The sequence below is a fragment of the Desulfovibrio sp. 7SRBS1 genome (genome assembly GCF_049723905.1).
Classification (GTDB): Bacteria; Desulfobacterota; Desulfovibrionia; order Desulfovibrionales; family Desulfovibrionaceae.
Window position 1 is genome coordinate 1,871,993 of sequence record NZ_JBJKFD010000001.1, and the last position, 19,073, is coordinate 1,891,065.

General features: G+C 58.1%; 19 protein-coding genes. 17 read left to right on the top strand and 2 right to left on the bottom strand.

Annotation, left to right across the window (positions count from 1 at the left end; all coding sequences use genetic code 11):
• Positions 1–26 precede the first annotated feature (26 nt).
• On the bottom strand, positions 27–2,912 hold the full coding sequence (locus ACI0FJ_RS08670) for an insulinase family protein (RefSeq protein ID WP_424301860.1): 2,886 nt from the start codon (positions 2,910–2,912) through the stop codon (positions 27–29).
• Between the two features lie 71 nt (positions 2,913–2,983).
• On the opposite strand from ACI0FJ_RS08670, the gene ACI0FJ_RS08675 reads away from it, so the two are divergent.
• From ACI0FJ_RS08675 to ACI0FJ_RS08685, 3 genes are read left to right on the top strand one after another with little or no spacing between them, the layout of a single operon-like run.
• On the top strand, positions 2,984–3,679 hold the full coding sequence (locus tag ACI0FJ_RS08675) for an HAD family hydrolase (RefSeq protein WP_424301863.1): 696 nt from the start codon (positions 2,984–2,986) through the stop codon (positions 3,677–3,679).
• On the top strand, positions 3,676–3,888 hold the full coding sequence (locus ACI0FJ_RS08680; protein WP_424301866.1) for a YwbE family protein: 213 nt from the start codon (positions 3,676–3,678) through the stop codon (positions 3,886–3,888). The genes ACI0FJ_RS08675 and ACI0FJ_RS08680 overlap by 4 nt, the downstream gene beginning before the upstream one ends.
• Positions 3,885–4,340 carry a YaiI/YqxD family protein gene (locus tag ACI0FJ_RS08685; RefSeq protein ID WP_424301869.1) on the top strand — a complete coding sequence of 152 codons (456 nt, stop codon included), beginning with the start codon at positions 3,885–3,887 and terminating at the stop codon, positions 4,338–4,340. The genes ACI0FJ_RS08680 and ACI0FJ_RS08685 overlap by 4 nt, the downstream gene beginning before the upstream one ends.
• A gap of 75 nt (positions 4,341–4,415) precedes the next feature.
• Here ACI0FJ_RS08685 and ACI0FJ_RS08690 read toward each other — a convergent pair whose 3' ends face one another.
• Positions 4,416–4,847, bottom strand: coding sequence for a Fur family transcriptional regulator (locus tag ACI0FJ_RS08690; protein WP_424301872.1), 432 nt, complete (start codon positions 4,845–4,847; stop codon positions 4,416–4,418).
• A 220-nt stretch (positions 4,848–5,067) separates the two neighbouring features.
• Here ACI0FJ_RS08690 and ACI0FJ_RS08695 point away from each other — a divergent pair, with 220 nt between their 5' ends.
• The 14 genes from ACI0FJ_RS08695 (at position 5,068) to ACI0FJ_RS08760 (ending at position 18,629) form a co-directional block, all read left to right on the top strand.
• Entirely contained in the window at positions 5,068–5,313 is a 246-nt protein-coding gene (locus tag ACI0FJ_RS08695; RefSeq protein WP_424301875.1) for a FeoA family protein, read from the top strand.
• Positions 5,314–5,383: 70 nt separating this feature from the next.
• Entirely contained in the window at positions 5,384–5,584 is a 201-nt protein-coding gene (locus tag ACI0FJ_RS08700; RefSeq protein WP_424301878.1) for a FeoB-associated Cys-rich membrane protein, read from the top strand.
• Positions 5,585–5,851: 267 nt separating this feature from the next.
• The gene (locus tag ACI0FJ_RS08705; RefSeq protein ID WP_424301881.1) at positions 5,852–6,088 is read left to right on the top strand and encodes a FeoA family protein; all 237 of its coding nucleotides are present in this window, start codon (positions 5,852–5,854) and stop codon (positions 6,086–6,088) included.
• Between the two features lie 151 nt (positions 6,089–6,239).
• Positions 6,240–8,420: a ferrous iron transport protein B gene (gene feoB / locus ACI0FJ_RS08710; RefSeq protein ID WP_424301884.1), complete on the top strand. Its 2,181-nt coding sequence runs from the start codon at positions 6,240–6,242 to the stop codon at positions 8,418–8,420.
• Between the two features lie 368 nt (positions 8,421–8,788).
• Entirely contained in the window at positions 8,789–9,793 is a 1,005-nt protein-coding gene (locus ACI0FJ_RS08715) for a sugar kinase (RefSeq protein ID WP_424301887.1), read from the top strand.
• Positions 9,778–10,449 (top strand): bifunctional 4-hydroxy-2-oxoglutarate aldolase/2-dehydro-3-deoxy-phosphogluconate aldolase, encoded by a 672-nt coding sequence (eda, locus tag ACI0FJ_RS08720; RefSeq protein ID WP_424301890.1) that lies wholly within the window; start codon positions 9,778–9,780, stop codon positions 10,447–10,449. Before ACI0FJ_RS08715 ends, eda begins: the two co-directional genes overlap by 16 nt.
• Complete coding sequence (locus ACI0FJ_RS08725; RefSeq protein ID WP_424301893.1) at positions 10,449–11,204, top strand: SDR family oxidoreductase; 756 nt, start codon at positions 10,449–10,451, stop codon at positions 11,202–11,204. The genes eda and ACI0FJ_RS08725 overlap by 1 nt, the downstream gene beginning before the upstream one ends.
• Before the next feature lie 187 nt (positions 11,205–11,391).
• Positions 11,392–12,459 (top strand): DctP family TRAP transporter solute-binding subunit, encoded by a 1,068-nt coding sequence (locus ACI0FJ_RS08730; RefSeq protein WP_424301896.1) that lies wholly within the window; start codon positions 11,392–11,394, stop codon positions 12,457–12,459.
• Between the two features lie 104 nt (positions 12,460–12,563).
• Positions 12,564–13,064 (top strand): TRAP transporter small permease, encoded by a 501-nt coding sequence (locus tag ACI0FJ_RS08735; protein ID WP_424301899.1) that lies wholly within the window; start codon positions 12,564–12,566, stop codon positions 13,062–13,064.
• A gap of 4 nt (positions 13,065–13,068) precedes the next feature.
• Positions 13,069–14,364 (top strand): TRAP transporter large permease, encoded by a 1,296-nt coding sequence (locus ACI0FJ_RS08740; protein ID WP_424301902.1) that lies wholly within the window; start codon positions 13,069–13,071, stop codon positions 14,362–14,364.
• Between the two features lie 22 nt (positions 14,365–14,386).
• Positions 14,387–15,337, top strand: coding sequence for a C-terminal binding protein (locus ACI0FJ_RS08745; RefSeq protein WP_424301905.1), 951 nt, complete (start codon positions 14,387–14,389; stop codon positions 15,335–15,337).
• Positions 15,338–15,351: 14 nt separating this feature from the next.
• Positions 15,352–16,470, top strand: a complete 1,119-nt coding sequence (locus tag ACI0FJ_RS08750; RefSeq protein ID WP_424301908.1) for a glycerol dehydrogenase — start codon at positions 15,352–15,354, stop codon at positions 16,468–16,470.
• A gap of 38 nt (positions 16,471–16,508) precedes the next feature.
• Positions 16,509–17,315: a DNA-binding transcriptional regulator KdgR gene (gene kdgR, locus ACI0FJ_RS08755; protein WP_424301911.1), complete on the top strand. Its 807-nt coding sequence runs from the start codon at positions 16,509–16,511 to the stop codon at positions 17,313–17,315.
• A gap of 363 nt (positions 17,316–17,678) precedes the next feature.
• Complete coding sequence (locus tag ACI0FJ_RS08760; RefSeq protein WP_424301914.1) at positions 17,679–18,629, top strand: L-lactate dehydrogenase; 951 nt, start codon at positions 17,679–17,681, stop codon at positions 18,627–18,629.
• Positions 18,630–19,073: the final 444 nt, after the last annotated feature.

The following is a 19,073-nucleotide window of genomic DNA, read 5'->3' on the forward strand; positions in this document are numbered from 1 at the left end:
AATCGCCCGACCTTCATCAAAAACCTTTACATGACTTCCAAAACCTTCATCCCATCCGTAAACCCGTCCTTGGAGCCGAGCACGCACACCTCGCCCTTTTCGGCAAGGCAGCGGCAGGCTTCGGCAAAGTCACGGAAGTCGCTGGCCGTCGTAGCCATGATCTGCTCGCGCATGGTCTGCAGCGAAGCCTCGGTACGATTGGTCAGCTTGCGTGCCAGGGAGGTGTAACCCTTGGCGTCGGGAAGCTGGTATTTGTCCATGTCGCCCGTGGAGCCGACAATGGCCTTGGCCAGTTCGTCGGCATGCAGGTCCAGCGAGGCAAGGTAGTCTGCCGCGCCGTTGTAGGCGTCCAGGGTACGCTGCAGATTAGGGTCGCGGTAGGAAATCATGCGGAACACGCCGCTGATGTCGTCGTACATGGTGAACGCACCATATGCGCCGCCACGAACGCGGACCCGTTCCCACAGATAGGCGGTCCGCAAATAGCGGCTGACCACCATGGCCGAGCCGTTCAGGGAAATGCCGTTGGCCTTGAGATTGACGGCCTTGCCCACGTAATTGACCTGGGCGGGAATAGCCAGCCCTTCGCAGGTGGAATAGACAAACGGCGTCCAAGTCTGAATGGGGCTGTCCGATGCGGGAAGGCCCGCAGCCAGATCGCCCAATACAGGCAGAGCCGAGTTGATGTCGGCATCTTCCGCCGTAACGTTCAGCAGCATGCGGTTGCGGTTGACGAGCAGGTCGCGGATGGATTCCAGCTTGGCCTGCACAGCGTCCCAGTCCGTGTCGATCTGTTTGGCGAGATCGCGCAAGAAGAAGAGGTTGTCCACGCCGTTGATGCGTTCGCTGGCAAATCCGGCAGGCGTAAAACGCGCGCCCAGACGCGAAGCCACGAACATGTGGCCCGAAGGGATGACCTGCTGCTCGGCACGGGCTTTTTCTTCCAGCACCATCTGGCGGAAACGGTCGCGGTTGCCCAGGTTGGCGTGCAGCAGCACGTCCTGGAGAATGGCGGCCATGTCCTCGACCTTGTCGCGTGTGGACTTGGCGCGGACAAAGAACCATGCAGCCACATCATCGCTCTCGCAGATGGACGACTGAAAGGCCTGGGTGTCTATGCCGCCGGTCTTGGCCGCTATGCGCCGGTCCAGGGTGACGAAATCCAGGGTGTCTGTGCCGGTTTCCAGCAGGGCCCGTCCAAAAAGGTTGACCCACGGCAGCAGCTCGGCAGGCAGAACGCGCATGTCGAAGCCAAGGTCCGCATACACAATGCCTGCGGCGGGCAGGTCGTGCACCAGGGCCTCTACCGGACCGGCAGCCTGGTCCCGCGCGGGAATGGTCTGGTTTTCCCTGGGCAGGTCTTCCACGCCCAGGCGGGGAATGCGGGCCAGATCGCCCGGATCGTCGGGACGGCTCTGCATTTCATCCAGCATGGCGGCTTCTTCGGCCACCTCGCGGCGCTCTGCGTCGGACATGTTGTCAAACACCTTGCGCAGCCGCTCCTTTTCCGCGTCTTCGCGGCGCTTCAGCAGCTCCTTGTCCGGCTCCAGAATCAGTGTGACCCGATGCGGGTTGTTCAGAAAATGTTCGCGGATGAGATCCTCAAAGACCGGAACTCCGGCTTCCAGATCGCTTTTAAGCGCGGCCAGGGGCTTTTCGTAGCGCAGCAGAGCCAGCGGATCGGCGTCGTACAGCCAGGTGGTGAGGCTCTTGACCATCAGTTCCAGGCCACGCGGAAAACGGCCCGTGTTCATTTCGCGCAGGTCGAATTCAATGGAATTGAGCGCGGCTTCGATCATGTCCTTGTCCACGCCCTTTTCCGCAATAGCGGCCAGCTCGTCCAGAATCAAAGGCTGCACCTCGTCCACGTTGGCCGCGTCCAGCCCCTTGAGCCCTGCCGAGTAGAAAAGCTGGCGCAGATCGCATTCCAGGCCGCCGGTGATGTCCTCGCCCAGACCGGAATCGATAAGCGCCTTGCGCAACGGCGAAGACGGCATGCCCAGAAGAATCTCGTCCAGAACCTGCAGGCGCAGGTTGGCGTCGGCCTCCACGGTTTCGGGCAACAGCCAGTTGATCGTGACCATGCTCTTGGCATTGTCCTCGGCCACGAACGAATCGTGCACAGTGCGCGGTTCATTCAGGCGGGGCTGCAAATGGACCGTGGAATCGACTTCCAGCGCGGAAAACTCGCTCAGGTAACCATCCACAAGCTCCAGTCGCTTTTCCGGATCATCGTCGCCCCAGAAATATATCCAGGAGTTTGCCGGATGGTAGAAGCGGGTGTGAAAGGCCTTGAACTGCTCGAAGGTCAGGTCCGGGATGTTGGCCGGGTTGCCGCCCGAATCCAGCCCATAGGTGTTGTCCGGGAACACCACCTGCTGCGAACGCTCGCCCAGAACCGAATCGGGCGAGGAGTACACGCCCTTCATTTCGTTGAAGACAACGCCCTTGTAGGAAAGCGGACCGTCTTCGTTTTCGGTTTCGTAGTGCCAGCCTTCCTGCTTCAGCACATGCTCGTTGATGCGCGGATGAAAAACCGCGTCGAAATAGACATCGATAAGGTTGTAAAAATCCTGCACGTTGGCGCTTGCCACGGGGTAGCAGGTCTTGTCCGGAAAAGTGAAGGCGTTAAGGAACGTCTGCAAAGAGCCTTTCAGCAGCTCCACGAACGGTTCCTTTACCGGATACTTGCGCGAACCGCACAGCACGGAATGTTCGAGAATATGGGCCACACCCGTGGAATCCTTGGGCGGGGTACGGAAAGATATGCCAAAGACCTTGTTTTCATCGTCGCAAACCATGGACAAAAGACGCGCTCCCGTCTTTACGTGACGGTAAAGGCGAGCTTCTGCGCGCAATTCCTGGACATTTTCACTGCTGACGAGTTCAAAGCCATGTGTTGTGAAAGTCATGTTCGCTCCTTTTGTTTCGCAGCTTTGCGGTATACATGAGGAAGGCGTGGAAGAAAACCGAGGAGTACGGCATGATCGAATTTTGCGGAAAGACCATACGGGCCGTCATCTTCGACGCCGAGGGCGTGGTTGTTGATACCGAAACCGTATGGGACCAGGTGCAGCATGCATTTCTGGCCCGGCGCGGCCTTACCTACAACAGGGCCAAAATGAAGCCCCTCATGGCCGGACGGCCGGGGCTGGAAGCAATGGCCGTGCTCAAGCAGCACATGGGGCTGCAAGACGACACCACTGCCATGCTGGCCGAGCGTGATGAAATTTTCAGCGACCTGCTGGGCCGCACCGTTTGTTTTATCGACGGTTTTTCCTTGTTCTTTCAAAACCTTGAACAGACCGGACTGCCTACGGCCATGGCCACGTCCATGAGCCGCGCCATGCTGGACCGGGCGGACGATGCCCTGGGAATCCGCAGCTTGTTCAACGACCGCATCGTCACCGGCGACGACATTGCCCGGGGCAAGCCTGCACCGGATATCTATCTGAAGGCTGCGGAACTGGCCGCAACCCCGCCGGAAAACTGCCTGGCCGTGGAAGACACGCCCATCGGCCTGCAAGCCGCCCTGTCTGCCGGCATGGCAACGCTGGGGCTGGGAACAACCTTTGACGTGGCCCACCTTTCCGAACTTGCGCATGCGGTGGCGGACGGGTATGCCGAGGCCGCCGACCTGTTATTTACCGACCATACCACAACCAGGAAGAAAAGATGAGTGTTCCGCAACGAAAAGAACTGGCCCCGGGAGTGCGCGTACGCATAATCCTTAAAAAGGATCAGCGCACCGGCAAACTGACCGAGGGAATAATCCGCGACCTGCTGACCAAGAAACCCGTGCACACGCGCGGCATCAAGGTACGCCTTGACGACGGGCAGGTGGGCAGGGTGCAGGAAATCGTCAACGGAGCCGGAGGAAACGAATGAAGATTTGGGTGGATGCGGACGCCTGCCCCAAGGTCATCAAGGAAATCATTTTCAAGACCGCCATGAAGCGGAGCATTCACACCACATTGGTGGCCAATTCGTCCATGTACATGCCCGACTCGCCTTTTCTCGCCTTCCGGCGTGTGGGAGCGGGGTTTGACCGGGCCGACAACGAAATAGTGGAGCTTATGGAAGCGGGAGATCTGGTGGTGACAGCGGACATTCCCCTGGCCGCGGCCGTTGTGGACAAGGGAGGCGTGGGAATAAATCCGCGAGGCGAGCTGTACACGACCGAGAACGTCAAAGCCTGCCTGAGTATGCGCAATTTCATGGCCGAACTGCGCGATACCGGGGTGGAAACCGGAGGGCCAGCACCTTTCAAGCCCAACGACCGGCACACCTTTGCAAATCAGCTGGATCGGTATCTGACGCAACGTGAAAGGGAAGACTAGACAATAGGAAACCCGGCCGCCACTGCACAGGCAATGTCGGCCAGGAAGCAGAAAGGGAAAAAAGAAGCAGAAAGACTACGCTTTGCGGCAGTCCTCGCAAATACCGAACAGGTACATCTTGTGCCCTGTCAGCTTGAACCCGTGTTTGGTGGCCAGCTCTTCCTGCAACTTTTCAATCTGCTCGTCGCAGATTTCAATGGTCTTGCGGCAGTTTTCGCAGATGAGATGGTCGTGGTGATCCTGTCCGTATTCGGGTTCATAGCGCGTAACGCCTTCGCTGAAATCCACTTCCTTGGCAAGTCCCGCCTCGGCAAGCAGTTTCATGGTGCGGTATACGGTGGCCTGGCCTATCCCAGGTTCCTCACCTTTCACCCTGTCGTAAATTTCTTCAGCGGTCAGATGCCCTTCGGCTTCAAGAAAAATGTCCAGGATGGTCCGCCGTTGCGGAGTCATCTTCAGCCCCTGGGCCTGAAGATAATCAAGCAAAACATCTTGTGGATCTTTCATTGTCGTTCTCTTTTGATTCTCATTTTCGCCCGGTGTAAAGCTATACCTATTAATTGAGCTGTAGGCAAACCCTGGAATTTCAATTTCAGGCTTGCAAAGTAGGAATTTAATGATTATGAATATCAAAACCAAGGAAAAAGAGGGGAACACGAAGAAGGAACTTGACAATCATTCTCACATTGAGCAATTTGGGCTCGGGACTTTGAGGAGACCTACTACCATGACCCAGAATATCGTTGCTGAAGCGAGACCGTTGACGGCATTTCCCAAGGGAAGCAAGGTGACAATCCATTCATTTTGCGCCGGAGGAAAGGCACGCTGTCGTTTGTGCGCCATGGGGCTTACACCCGGAACAAGCGTGGAGCTCGGCTCCAATGGTTCCGGCCCCTGCCGTGTAAAGGTTCGTGGAGCAGACGTTGTTTTGGGGCGTGGCCTGGCCGATAAAATCCTGGCCAAGCTCATGTGAACCTTCTTGTTCGACCCGCCGATGCGCATAAAGGGCCAACACCCTGCATCGGCAATTCAAGGAGACGCACATGGATCAATTAATTGTCGCCCTTATTGTGGGCGTGGCTGCGCTTTATCTGCTGCGAAGATACACATCCAAGAAAAAGAATCCCGGCTGCGGATGCTCCGGGTGTGACGCTTGTGGTTCGGCGTCCTCCCAGCAGTCTCAGGGTGCGCCAATGGGCGACCTGCGCAAAAAGGATTCATGCTCCGGTTGTGGACATCATTAAAAAAGATTCCCGCCATTCAGGGCCTCCCTGTTGAGCGGACTCCATACCCGTGTGGCGCGCGACACATGGGGATGATCGCAGCAACGACGTATGAAAAAAGCGTGTGCCGACAAGGCATCGGGGTTTCCGAGTGTGCATTTCGTTTTGACGAAAAAACCTTCGAAAATATTTTTGCCCAATGCTGAAGCCGGACACGCCGCAACACAATATCCACAGTAGTAACGGCGAGGAGCTACGGCATCCATTCGCCACAAGGAGAGCGTTCCAATGTCCAAAATGATTGGACTCCGCCAGTTGGGCAAAGGCCAAAAGGCCGTCATCGTAAGTGTCAATGCGGCAGGCGAACTGGGTCGCCGAATCCGCGACATGGGGCTTATTCCCGGCAGTGATATCGAAGTAGTGGGCAGGGCTCCGCTCAAGGACCCCGTGGCACTGCGTCTGAAGAACTTTACCCTGACCCTTCGCAACAACGAAGCCGACTTCATCAACGTGGAAGTTCAATAACCAGCCGCAGCCGCATACGGCTAAAAATGTTAGAAATTCCGGCAGCAGAGGTTTCTCCCGAGATGCCCGCAAGGACGTTCCCGGAGGGAGAGGTCATTTTTTTTAGCCTCGTTTTTGATAATGAAAATCATACGCGAAACGGACTGACATCGTGAGCAAGACAATAAAAGCCGCCCTCGCAGGCAACCCCAACTCTGGCAAAACCACCCTGTTCAACGCCCTTACCGGCGCACGGCAGCATGTGGGCAACTATCCCGGCATCACCGTTGATAAAAAAGAAGGCCGCGTCACCAGGGGCGACACCACCCTGAACATCATCGACCTTCCCGGCACTTATTCCCTTACCGCTTTTTCCCAGGAAGAACTCGTGGCCCGCCACGTTCTGCTGGACGAACGCCCCGACGTGTGCGTGGACGTGCTCAACGCCGCCGTTCTGGAACGCAACCTCTACCTGGCCGTTCAGCTCATGGAAATGGGCATCCCCGTGGTGCTTGCCCTGAACATGATGGACGAACTCAAACGCCAGGGCACCGAGCTGGACACCAAGCGTCTTTCCGAGCTGCTCAAGCTGCCCGTGGTGGAGACGGTGGCAAAATCCGGCAAAGGCGTGGACCGCCTTGTGGAAGAGGCCGTCGCCCTGGTCGAAAAAACCCAGGGCAAGTGGACGCCCCTGAACATATCCTACGGTCCGGACCTCGACCCGGTCATTGCCGAAATGACCGAACATATCGGCAAGGCCAAGGGCTTTCCCGAAAGCATGCCGCCCCGCTGGGTGGCTGTGAAATATCTGGAAGGCGACGACGACATCCTGAGCTACGGCGAACGCAACCCCGAACTGCATGCCAAGTTGTCCGAACTGGTGGAAAAGGTCGCCGAACATTGCCAGGCAACCCTGCAGACCTATCCCGAAGCCATTATTGCCGACTACCGCTACGGCTTCATCTCCAGCGTGCTCAAACAGGGCGTCATCAAGGTAAGCCACGAACAGCGGGTCGCCACTTCCGACAACATGGACAAGGTCCTGACGCACAAGCTGCTGGGCCCTGTGATCATGCTCCTCATCCTGTATTTCATCTATCAGATCACCTTTGTCGTGGGCGAAATTCCCATGGGCTGGATGGAATCCTTCTTTGGCTGGATGGGCGACACCGCCACCAGTCTTATTCCCGAAGGGCTGTTCCAATCCCTGATCGTTTCCGGCATCATCGATGGCGTGGGCGGCGTGCTGGGCTTTGTTCCGCTCATCATGATCATCTTTTTTATCATCTCGTTTCTTGAAGACAGCGGCTATATGGCCCGTATTGCCTACATGCTGGACCGGGTCTTCCGCATCTTCGGGCTGCATGGCTGCTCGGTCATGCCCTTCATCGTCTCCGGCGGCATCGCGGGCGGTTGCGCCGTTCCCGGCGTCATGGCGGCACGTACCCTGCGTTCCCCCAAGGAAAAACTGGCCACCCTGCTGACCGCCCCCTTCATGACCTGCGGCGCAAAACTGCCCGTGTTCATCCTGCTGGTAGGCGTCTTCTTCAAGGAACACCAGGGGCTGGCCCTGTTCGCAGTAACCCTTACGGCCTGGGCCTTCGCCCTCATTGTCGCAAAACTTTTGCGCATGACGCTCATCAAGGGCGAGTCCACTCCCTTTGTCATGGAGCTTCCGCCCTACCGCCTCCCCACACTGCGCGGCCTGCTCATCCACACCTGGGAACGTTCCTGGCAGTACATTAAAAAGGCCGGTACCGTTATTCTGGCCATATCCATCCTGCTGTGGGCAGCCATGACCTTCCCGGGCCTGCCCGAATCCGAACAGGCCAAGTACGAACAGCAGACCGCGGCAATCACCGCACAGCTGGAATCCCCCGAGGTCCAGACTTCCGAGGACACCAAGGCTCAGCTTGAGGACCAGCTTGTGGAAGTCGCCGACCAGGAAGCCCAGGCCTCGCTGCGCAATTCCGTTGCCGGCAAGTTGGGCACGTCCATCGACGGCATAACCAAGTACGCCGGGTTCGATTGGCGCACCAACATCGCCCTCATCGGCGGCATTGCAGCCAAGGAAGTCATCGTCTCCACCCTGGGTACCGCGTATTCGCTGGGCGAAGTCGACCCCGACGACAGCCAGTCGCTGGCGGAAAAGCTGGCCACAGACAAGACCTGGACCATGGCGACAGCCGTCAGCCTGATGCTTTTCATCATGCTGTACGCCCCCTGCTTCGTCACGGTGGTAGCCATTAAGCAGGAAGCAGGATCGTGGAAATGGGCCGCCTTCAGTGTGGTCTTCAACACCGTCTTCGCCTTTGCCATCTCCACCATTGCCTACCAAATACTGACGATTTAAATACACCTCGGCTTACACGCCTCTCCATGCGCAGGGATTCCATCCGGAGTCCCTGCGCTTTTTCTTTTTCGACGTTCCCCTAATCCAAACGCCTCCCTTCTCGCTTCTCCCCTGTCCTGAACAGGGCTGCCAAATACCTTTTCATACTCCCGAGACGCAGCCAGGCAGTCCCCCCCCCTTCTCTGCTCTACCCGCTTTATCCGTCCGAACCTGACACTGGAAGTGACTTTTATACCTTTTCAACAGATTGAAATTTTTATCTTTATCACTGGATAGCCCGCATCGTTCCATTTTTAAGCATATCGTTCTATTGACTTTAGAACGGCGTTCCAATAAAAAAGGCACACCGTTCACAAAGAAGGATGCCTATGACAAACAATGCACCCGATCATTCCCGAATCGCCTGTTTAGGCGAATGCATGGTGGAGCTGCACGGAACAGGCCCGCAGACCTACCGCCAGACCTTTGGAGGAGACACCTTCAACACGGCCGCCTATATCGCCCGTCTGGGCCAATGGTTCGGCATCCGCGCGGACTATCTCACCGGACTCGGCACAGATCCTTTCAGCACGGCCATGCTCGGCTTTTTCCGCGAACTGGGTGTGGGCACCAACCACATCCGCCGCCTGGAAGAACGCATGCCCGGCCTGTACCTCATAGAGGTGGACCGGCACGGCGAACGCACCTTCCATTACTGGCGTGGTGAAGCAGCCGCCCGTTTCTGTCTGGACCTGAACACGCCCGAGGCCCTGGCCTCGGAACTTTCCGCCTTCGGACACATTTATCTCAGCGGTATCAGCCTTGCCATCCTTACCTCCAACGGCCGCGACGTCCTGTTCGCCGCCCTGGAACAATGCAAGAAAGACGGAGCGCGCATCTGCTTCGATTCCAACTACCGCCCGAACCTCTGGCCCAACAAAGAGGCCGCACAAAAAGAATTCATAAAGATTTTGCAGCTGAGCGACACGGCCATCCTTACGGCCGATGACATGCTCGACCTGTTCGATCTGGAAGACAACCAAGCAACCCTGGCCCTGTGCCGCGAACACGGCGTGGAAGAAGTGGTGCTCAAACGCGGGGCCGATCCGTGCATCATCCACGTGGACGGGCAGTTCTTTGAAGTGCCGTCCAAATCCGGTGTCAACGTGGTGGACACCACGGCAGCCGGAGATTCGTTCAACGCCGCGTACCTTACCGCCCGCATCCTGGGGAACAATCCCGATTTCAGCGCGCGCTGCGGCCACGAACTGGCAGCAGCCGTCATCCAGCATCACGGGGCGATCATAGCCGCCGACCATATGCCCAAGAACCTTTTACATGCCGACCCCGTTCCGGCCGGTTGCCAGGAGGGCACGTCATGCGCAAGGAAATAGCCGTCCGCTTTTTCGAGACGGGAATCATCCCGGTCATCAAAATAAACAACCCGGAACACGCCGTGCCGCTGGGCAAGGCACTTTTGGACGGGGGAATCTCGGTTGCCGAAATCACCTACCGCACCCCGGCGGCCGGAGAGGCCATACGGCGCATGCACGACGCCTTCCCGGATATGCTCATTGCCGCCGGAACCGTGCTTACCGTGGAACAGGCCGAAGAAGCGCTGAAAAACGGCGCAGACTGCCTGGTTTCGCCCAGCCTGCCCGAAAAGCTCGCCAAATACTGCACAGCCAATGATATTTCCTTCATGCCCGGCATCTGCACGCCCACGGAAATCAATACCGCCATGGAACTGGGACAGAACTGCCTGAAGTTCTACCCGGCCTCCAATTACGGTGGATTGAAGACCATCAAGGCATTCCTCAGCGTGTTCGGCAACATCACCATCATGCCCACCGGCGGCATCAGCCTGGAAAATGCGGCCGAATATCTGGAAGCAAAAGGAATCCTTTGCTGTGGCGGCAGCTTTATAGCGCCCACGTCCCTCATCGACGCGCAGGATTTTTCGACCATTCAGTCAAACGCCCGCCAAGTCTGCGAACTGGTGGGGAAACTGCAGCGCGAGATACCCAACCTCGCTACGGACACAAAGTAATGAACACGTTCAGTCTTGAAGGCAAAACCGCTGTCGTAACCGGCAGCCGCAGAGGCATCGGCCAGGGCCTGGCTCTGGGCCTCGCCCGTGCAGGGGCGAACATCGTAAGCATCGACCGCAACGATCCAGACCGGACCCGCGCGGAAGTCCAGGCATTGGGCCGCACCCACACCTGGAAAAAACTGGACCTGCTGGGCGCCACCAAGGACGAGCTGCAGGGCTGCATCGATGAAATCGCCGCCGAAACCGGGCTGGACATTCTGGTCAACAACGCCGGAATCTGCCCGCGCCACCCCATTACCGAACATCCGTCCGAATACTGGGAAGACACCATCAAGCTGAACCTGAGCGTGGTCTGGTACCTTTCGCAGGCAGCAGTCCGCCACATGGTGGCCCAGGGACACGGCAAAATCGTCATCACCGGTTCCGCCCTCACCTTTCAGGGCGGCCTCACCGTGCCCGGCTACGCAGCCTCCAAGCACGGCGTTGCCGGACTGGCCAAGGCATTTTCCAACGAGCTGGCTTCCAAGGGCGTCAACGTCAACGTCATCGCCCCCGGCTACATTGCCACAGACCTCACCGAAGCCATTCAGGACGACACGGAACGCAACCGCTCCATACTGGAACGCATCCCGGCAGGCCGCTGGGGCACCCCGGCAGATCTGGCCGGTGCGTGCGTCTTTCTGGCCTCTTCCGCTGCGGACTATGTGAACGGGGCGGTGCTGAACGTGGACGGCGGCTGGCTGGGCAGATAGCCCACCAGGCTGCCAAACGCGGTACAAGCGACCTGAAAACCCTGTTTTCCGGTTCGCGGTCCTCCGCAAGATGCGTACGCATGTTGCGGACATCACACGAGACGGCCACGCCACACACCCGCTTTCGCCGGTTCAAGAAGTGGCGACCCACCCATAATACTACAGGCGTTACACCTGGAGGTGTGCAATGAAAAAGTTGACCGCATTACTGGCAATGGTCCTGCTGGCCAGCCTTATGGCGATGACAGCACAGGCCGGTCCGCTGGGCCTGGACAAACCCATTGAACTGCGTTTTGCCTACGGCGAGGCTGATTCCTGGCCGGGCAAGGGCAACTATGCTCCCTTCCCCGAAGAAGCCATGGCCAAATACTTCAAGGCCTATGTGGAGTCCCGCTCCAACGGCATGATCAAGGTCAAGCTGCTGGGCAACAGCATCATGGGCAGCAACAAGCAGGTCACGGAAATGGTCCGCTCCGGCTCCCTGGACCTGTGCACCAGCACCGGCTCCCTTGGCAGCATGTTTCCGGCCTTCGACATGATCTACCTGCCCTACGTCTTCCAGTCCGAAGAAATCGCCTGGTGGGTCTTTGACAACAGCAAGTTCTGGAAAGACCTCATGGCCGAAATGGAACAGAAGACCAACATGGTCTATCTGGGCATGGGCCAGAACGGCGTGCGCAACTTCACCAACAACGTCCGTCCCATCAAAACGCCCGCAGACCTGAAGGGCCTGAAGATCCGCGTCATGGAATCGCCCATCTACGTCAAGATGATGGACGCCCTGGGCGCCCAGGCCACTCCCATCGGATGGAACGAACTGTACACATCTTTGCAGACCAAGGTTGTGGACGGCGAAGAAAACCCCGTCTCCATCATCTGCGCAGGCAAGCTCTACGAAGTCCAGAAGTACCTCACTCTGGACGGCCACACCTGGAGTGAAGACCTGCTGACCATGAATGCTCCCAAATTCCACAAGCTGCCTGCCGAAGCCCAGCAGCTCATCATGGCCGCCGGACGCCGCGCAGCCATTGCCGGCCGCGAAGCCGAGGAATACAATACCCTGCTCCTCAAGATGCCCATCATCCAGAAGAACATGGAAGTCTACACCCCCACGTCCGCAGAACTGGCCCAGTTCAAGACCGTTGCGCGTCCTCCCGTTGAAAAATGGCTGCGCGAACGCGTGGGCGACGAAAAGGTGGATAACTTCCTGAAGGCCGTGGAAGAAGCCGAAACAGCTCTGGGCTACAAGAAGTAACATAGGCAGTTCACACAAATTCCCACGTGGATAACCAACGTGGCCGGCTGCGGTTCTTTTCGTCCCCCGATGTTTGGGGCCGCAGCCGGGCACACGGAGCAGATATGGTCCGAATAGTCACCCTACTGAGCAATTTTGCCGAACGCCTAGGCATATTCATAGTCTCCATCTACGCTTTAGCCTCGTTCGTGGTTGTATCCTTGGAAGTCTTTTCCAGAATGGCGGGCTGCGCCTTTTCCTGGACAGAGGAACTGGCCCGCTGGCTCCTTGTGGCAACCTGCTTCATCGGCGCTTCCGTTGCGCTCAAGCACAAAAAACACGTAGGCGTGACCGGACTGCTCAAGAAACTGCCGGAGAAGGTCCAACGCGTGGTTCTGTTTGGCGTGTACGCCGTCGTAATCGTCTTTCTTTTCTACCTTATGATGCAGGGATTGGAGATGGCTCTCAGCCAGGGCTGGCAAACCGGTTCCGTGCTGCTCGTCTCCATGGTCTACGTCCGTATCAACATCCCGCTGGGTGCGCTGCTCATGCTCATCCACATGGCCTATTTCACGGTTCTTCTGTTCACAGAAAAAGACCTACGCCAGGCCTCGTTAGTGGAGTAGTCTCATGCATGAACACATTCAGCTCATTTTCATCCTTTTTCCCCTGTTCATCCTGGCGGGCATGCCCATAGCCTTCGTGCTCGGCTCCATCCCGCTCATCTATATTTTCGTTACGGATGCCATTCCCCTGGTCATGATTCCCCAGGCCATGTTCAACGGCGTGGACAGCTTTGTGCTGCTTTCCATCATGTTCTTCATCCTGGCCGGGTCGCTCATGAACAAAATAGGGCTGACCCACGACCTCATAGCCTTTGCCGACCTCATCGTGGGGCGCATCCGGGGAAGTCTGGCTCAGATCAACGTGCTGGTCAGCATCCTCTTTGCCGGGCTAACAGGCGCTGCCGTGGCCGATGCCGCGGCCATCGGCTCCATGCTCATCCCGGCCATGGAAAAGGAAGGCTACTCCAAACAGTACGCCGCCGCGGTCACCGCCACCTCGTCCGTCATCGGGCCCATCATTCCGCCCAGCATCATCATGGTCATCTATGCGGCGGTCACCGGCCTCTCCGTAGGCGATTTGTTCATCGCAGGCATTGTGCCCGGCCTGCTCATCGGCGTGGCCCTCATGGTTTTGTGCTACTACTACGCCCGCAAGGAAAACCACCCCTGCCGCACCACGGCCATCCCCCGTGCCCAAGCTTTCCGCATCGTACGCAAGTCCGTAGCCGCCCTGCTGGTGCCTGTCATCATCATCGGCGGTATCCTCTCGGGCATGTTCACCCCCACGGAGGCCGCGGCCATTGCCTGTGTCTACTCCCTGGTCCTCGGCGTCATCGTCTTCCGCACCGTAAGCCTCAAGGCCGTGTACGAATCCTTCAAGGAAGCGGCCGTGGTCGCGTCCATGATCCTGCTTATCATCTCCGCGGCCAAGCTGTTCTGTATCATGATGGCCATGGAGGGCATCCCCCAGACCATCAGCAGCTACATTCTGAACGTCACGGACAACAAGTTCATCTTTCTGCTCTTTGTGAACCTTCTGCTCATCTTCATGGGCATGATTCTGGAAACGGGAGCCAACGTTCTGCTTCTGGTGCCCATCCTCATGCCCATCGCCATGCAGTACGGCATCGACCCCCTGCACTTCGCCATCGTGGTTCTGGTCAACCTGAACATCGGTCTGGCCACTCCGCCCCTGGGCGTGGTGCTCTTTACCATCGTCCCCATCGCCAAAACATCCTTTGAAAGCATCATCCCCAAGCTGGTGCCTTTCCTGCTTGCGATGTTGGTGGTTCTTTTTGCCATGACCTACATTCCGGACCTGGTTCTGTTCGTCCCCAAACTGCTGGGCTACGGCAGCTAACCGACATTTGGAGCATAACGACATGAAAAAAGTATGTGTAACGGATTATCACTACGAAAGCCTGAAGGTGGAGCAAGACGCCATTGAAAGTGCTGGCGCGGTTTTCGCCCCCATGCACCTGGAAGATGAAGAACAGCTTGTTCCCATTGCCGACCAGTACGACGTGTTCATCAACACCTATGTGCAGCTTACCGAACGTTCCATGTCCAAGATGAAGCCCGGTGCGGCCATCATCCGCTACGGCGTGGGCGTGGACAACGTGAACCTGGATCATGCCCGCAAATGCGGGGTCCACGTCTGCAACATCCCGGACTACGGTCTGGTGTCCGTGGCCGAATACACGCTTTCGGCCATCACCGGGCTGTTCCGCAAGCTACAGTTTTTCGACGCCAAGGTCCGCCGGAGCGATTGGAGCTACGACGACTGCGGCCCCCTGCGCAATTTCGACCAGTGCACCGTCGGCCTCATGGGCTTTGGCGGCATAGCCCGCACCCTGGCCCGCTACCTGCGCGCCGTGGGCTTCACCGTCATTGTACACGACCCCTTTGTTCCCGCCGATGCGGTAAAGGAGCAGGGCTGCACCCCAGCATCTTTTGAGGAAGTGCTTGCCCAGGCAGACCTGATAAGCCTGCACATGCCGCTTACCGATACCACGCGCCACCTTATGAACAGCGAAACCATGGCTGCCATGAAGGACGGTGCGTATCTGGTGAACACCGCGCGCGGCCCCCTGGTGAACGGAGAGGACCTGGCCGTGGCCCTGAGCAGCGGCAAGCTTGGCGCCGCCGTGCTGGACGTGACCGAACAGGAACCCCTGCCCCTGGACTCGCCCCTTTTCAGCGCGCCCAATCTGACCCTCACACCGCATGTGGCCTGGTACAACGAACAGTCCCTTGAACGTATTCACATTTTGGCGGCGGAAGAAGCCGTACGCGCCATCCGCGGCGAAAAACTCCGCTGCGCCCTGACGTAAAAAGGGAAAGAAAAATGCCCAAAGCAACAGATGCACCCAGAGTATTTGCCGCCCCCGCACGCTATGTGCAGCGAAGCGGCGCACTGCGCCTGCTTGGCGAGGAAACGGCCCGGCTGGGCGAAAAGCCCCTGATTCTGGTGGACACTTTTGTCTGGTGCCACTTCGGGGATATCATTCAGTCCTCGTTTGCCGACTGTGCGGTCGAGCCGGAATTCCGTAAGTTCGAAGGCCAGGCCACGTTCAAGGCCGCCGAGGAAACAGCGGCGGCCTGCACCCAAAACGGCTGTGACGTCATTGCCGCCGTGGGTGGTGGCAGGGTCATAGACGTGGCCAAGGCCGCAGCCATCCAATGTGGCGCGGCAATGGTGAGCGTGCCGACCATTGCCTCCAACGACGCGCCCACCAGCCGCGCCGCAGTCATGTATACCGAGGAAGGCGTACTGCAGGAGGTGGTCTTTCTGCCGCACAACCCGGCCCTTGTTCTGGTGGATACGGCCGTTATTGCCCAGGCCCCGGCCAACTTTCTGGTGTCCGGCATGGGCGACGCCCTGACCACCCACTACGAGGCAGAGCAATGTCTGGCCTCGTGCAGCCTTTCGCGGCTGGACGCCCGCCAGACGCTGACCGGCATGGCAATAGCCCGTTTGTGCCGCGACGTGGTCCTGCGCGACGGAGTCGCGGCCCTGCACGCCGCACAACACCATGCGGTGACTCCCGCCTTGGAAAACGTGGTGGAAGCCGCTATTTTGTGCAGCGGCGTGGGCTTTGAAAACGGGGGGCTGGCCACTGCCCACGCCCTCACGCGCGGACTTTCGGCCATGCCGGAACTGCATGGGGCACTGCACGGATACGAAGTGGCCTACGGCCTGCTGGTCCAGTTTACTCTGGAAAACAGAGAGCTGGACTTCTTCCGCGGCATGGTGGATTTTTATAGGCAGGTGGGGCTGCCCACCACCCTGGCCGACCTGGGCATGACCCCGGCACACGGCCCGGCATACAACAAAAAGGTCCACGAAATCGCCGAAAGGACTTGCCTTTCGCCGGACAGCCATGTTTACAAAATGGCTGTTCCCGTGGACGCGGAAATCCTTGCCGACGCAATCCGTACAACGGACGCGCTCTGCACGGAATAATTCCGCATTCAACACAACCTCGACGCCAGGAGAAACGAATGGCTGGAGAACCGGTAGCAGCCGTCCTCAAGGCCTTCAATATAATAGACATGCTGGCTTCCGAAGGCGCCTTGGGCGTTTCGGAAATAGCCAAACGTTTGGGCACGCCCAAAAGTGGAATCCACAGGCTGCTGCAAACCCTGGCCGAAGTGGACGTGGTCGCCAGCGACCAGGAAAGCCAGAAGTACTTTCTGACCTTCAAACTTCTGGATGTCGGCTCCAAAGCCGTGGAAAACATGGGCGTGGTACGCGTGGCCGATGAACACATGCAGCGCATCAACGACACCACGGGCGAAACCGTGCACCTGGGCGTATTGGAACGAAACTCCATCGTCTACGTGCACAAGATAGACTCCAAGTACACCCTACGCATGGCCTCGCGCATCGGGAAAAGCGCACCCGTTTATTGCACGGCACTCGGCAAGGTGCTTACCGCATGGTTGCCCGAAGCCGAGCGCGAGGCCATCATTCAAAGCATGGACTACAAAGCGCTCACACCGCACACCATCACCTCGGCCGAGGCGTTCCGCGAACGGCTGAACACGGTACGCACCAACGGCTACGCCGAAGACGCCGAAGAGCACGAAGAAGGCATCTGCTGCTTTGCCGTGCCCATCTTCGCCTACGGTGGCGAGGTGGTGGCCGGAATGAGCGTTTCCCTGCCCATCTTCCGTTACGAGCCGGAAAAGAAGGCTGCCCTGCTGGACGTCATCCTCACCCACGGCCGCGCCATCTCCGCCGCCCTGGGACATCAGGACTACCCCGGACAGGCCTCGATAAGCCAAAACCGCGCCGGAAACGAATAGGCAATCCGGGAGCAAAAACTCCGGCAACGCAGGATGGCGTCCCTCAAAGACATCGCCAGACACAACGCGTTCCCAACCTCTGAAAAAAGAAATCTCCACCGAGTCCGGTGGGGATTTCTTTTTTCACCATTCCAGAGCCCCCGCGGGCTACCACCTCTTTTTGAGCCCCGTTCGCAATCAAAAAAAACCTTTCCCAGGGTATTAAAAAATAGAGTGCGGATTGCTTCCAACACGCAATATGGTAGGCTGGTGGGAAGGAAAATATTTTCCTGCTGCCATTTGCCAACCGACGGGGTAATGATACCCTGCTGTTTATCGGCAATGAATGACCGGAAACCACCAACCCCTCCCCGGAGAAACACCATGGAAACACGACGAACCAAACTCGCTCTTATCGGAATAGGAGCTGTTGGGGCGGCCTTTGCTTACGCCCTGAGCCTGAAACGGCTGGTGAACGAACTGGTGCTGGTGGACCTGGACAAAAACCGCGCCGAAGGTGAGGCCATGGACCTACGCCACGGGCTGCCGCTCATAGGCCCCATGGAAATAACCGCGGGCGAGTACGAGGACTGCGTGGGCGCGGATATCGTGGTCATCACGGCCGGTGCCAACCAAAAGCCCGGCCAGTCGCGGCTCGACCTGCTCCGCACCAACACCCGCGTGGTAACGGACATAGCCAAGAACATTCTCAAACTTGGCGGCGAGCCCATCATCATTGTGGCCTCCAACCCCGTGGACGTGCTGACCTTTGATCTGCTCAAACAGACCGGACTGCCGAAAAACAAAATCATCGGTTCGGGCACCGTGCTGGACAGCTCGCGCCTGCGCCAGACGCTTGCCGAAACCCTGCAGGTGGACGTGCGCAGCGTCCATGCCCACGTCATCGGCGAGCATGGCGACTCGGAACTGGCGGTCTGGAGCCAGGCCAACATCTCCTGCGTGCCCCTCAAGTATTTCTTTGCCCAGCGCGGCGTGCCCTATACCGAGGAAACACGCGCGGAGATTCTACAGAAAGTCCGGGGCGCGGCCTATGAAATCATAAAGCGCAAGGGGTCCACGTCCAACGCCATCGGGGTGGCCCTGTGCCGCATCGTGGAAGCCATCATCAAGGACGAAAAAAGCGTGCTCACGGTTTCCACCTCGATGAAAGGCATCCACGGCCTGCCCGACGTCTGCCTGTCCATGCCCTGCGTCATCGGGGAAAACGGCATAGAAGCCGTGCTGGAATCCCTGCTGAACGACGAGGAATGCGAGGCGCTGCACGAATCGGCCAAGGTGCTGCGCAAACATGCCGAAGACATGGGGCTGGTGTAGCGCCACGCCGAAAAAAAAAAGCGGAGCACCGGGGCCCCCGGAATCAGCCCCCAAAGGCCCGCCCCCTGTCCGGAGCCAGCCCCTGGCCCATGTAAAACCCGTCCAAGTAGAAACAACCTCCTCCATCTTCCGCATGTCCTGGCGTATTACAGGCCGAAAGGCCGGAGGGCATGCGGAAGAACACAAGTCCTCCAAAGCCGCCCCAAAAGCCTCCTTCCCGTGCCCTTCCGGGGGGACACTCCACCTTTGTGCGCCGGAAAGACGAAAACATCTTTTTTTGTTGTTTTTGCAACGGAAACAACCCGCAAATTGAGGCATGCATCTGTATTTATGTTGAATGAGTTCAGGATGTAGCCGAGTTGTTGGATCAACGGCTGGATGGAACGGGAATTGGGAGTTCCGTTCCGGACACATCCGGCCGGGTTGATATGAATGGTTCCACAC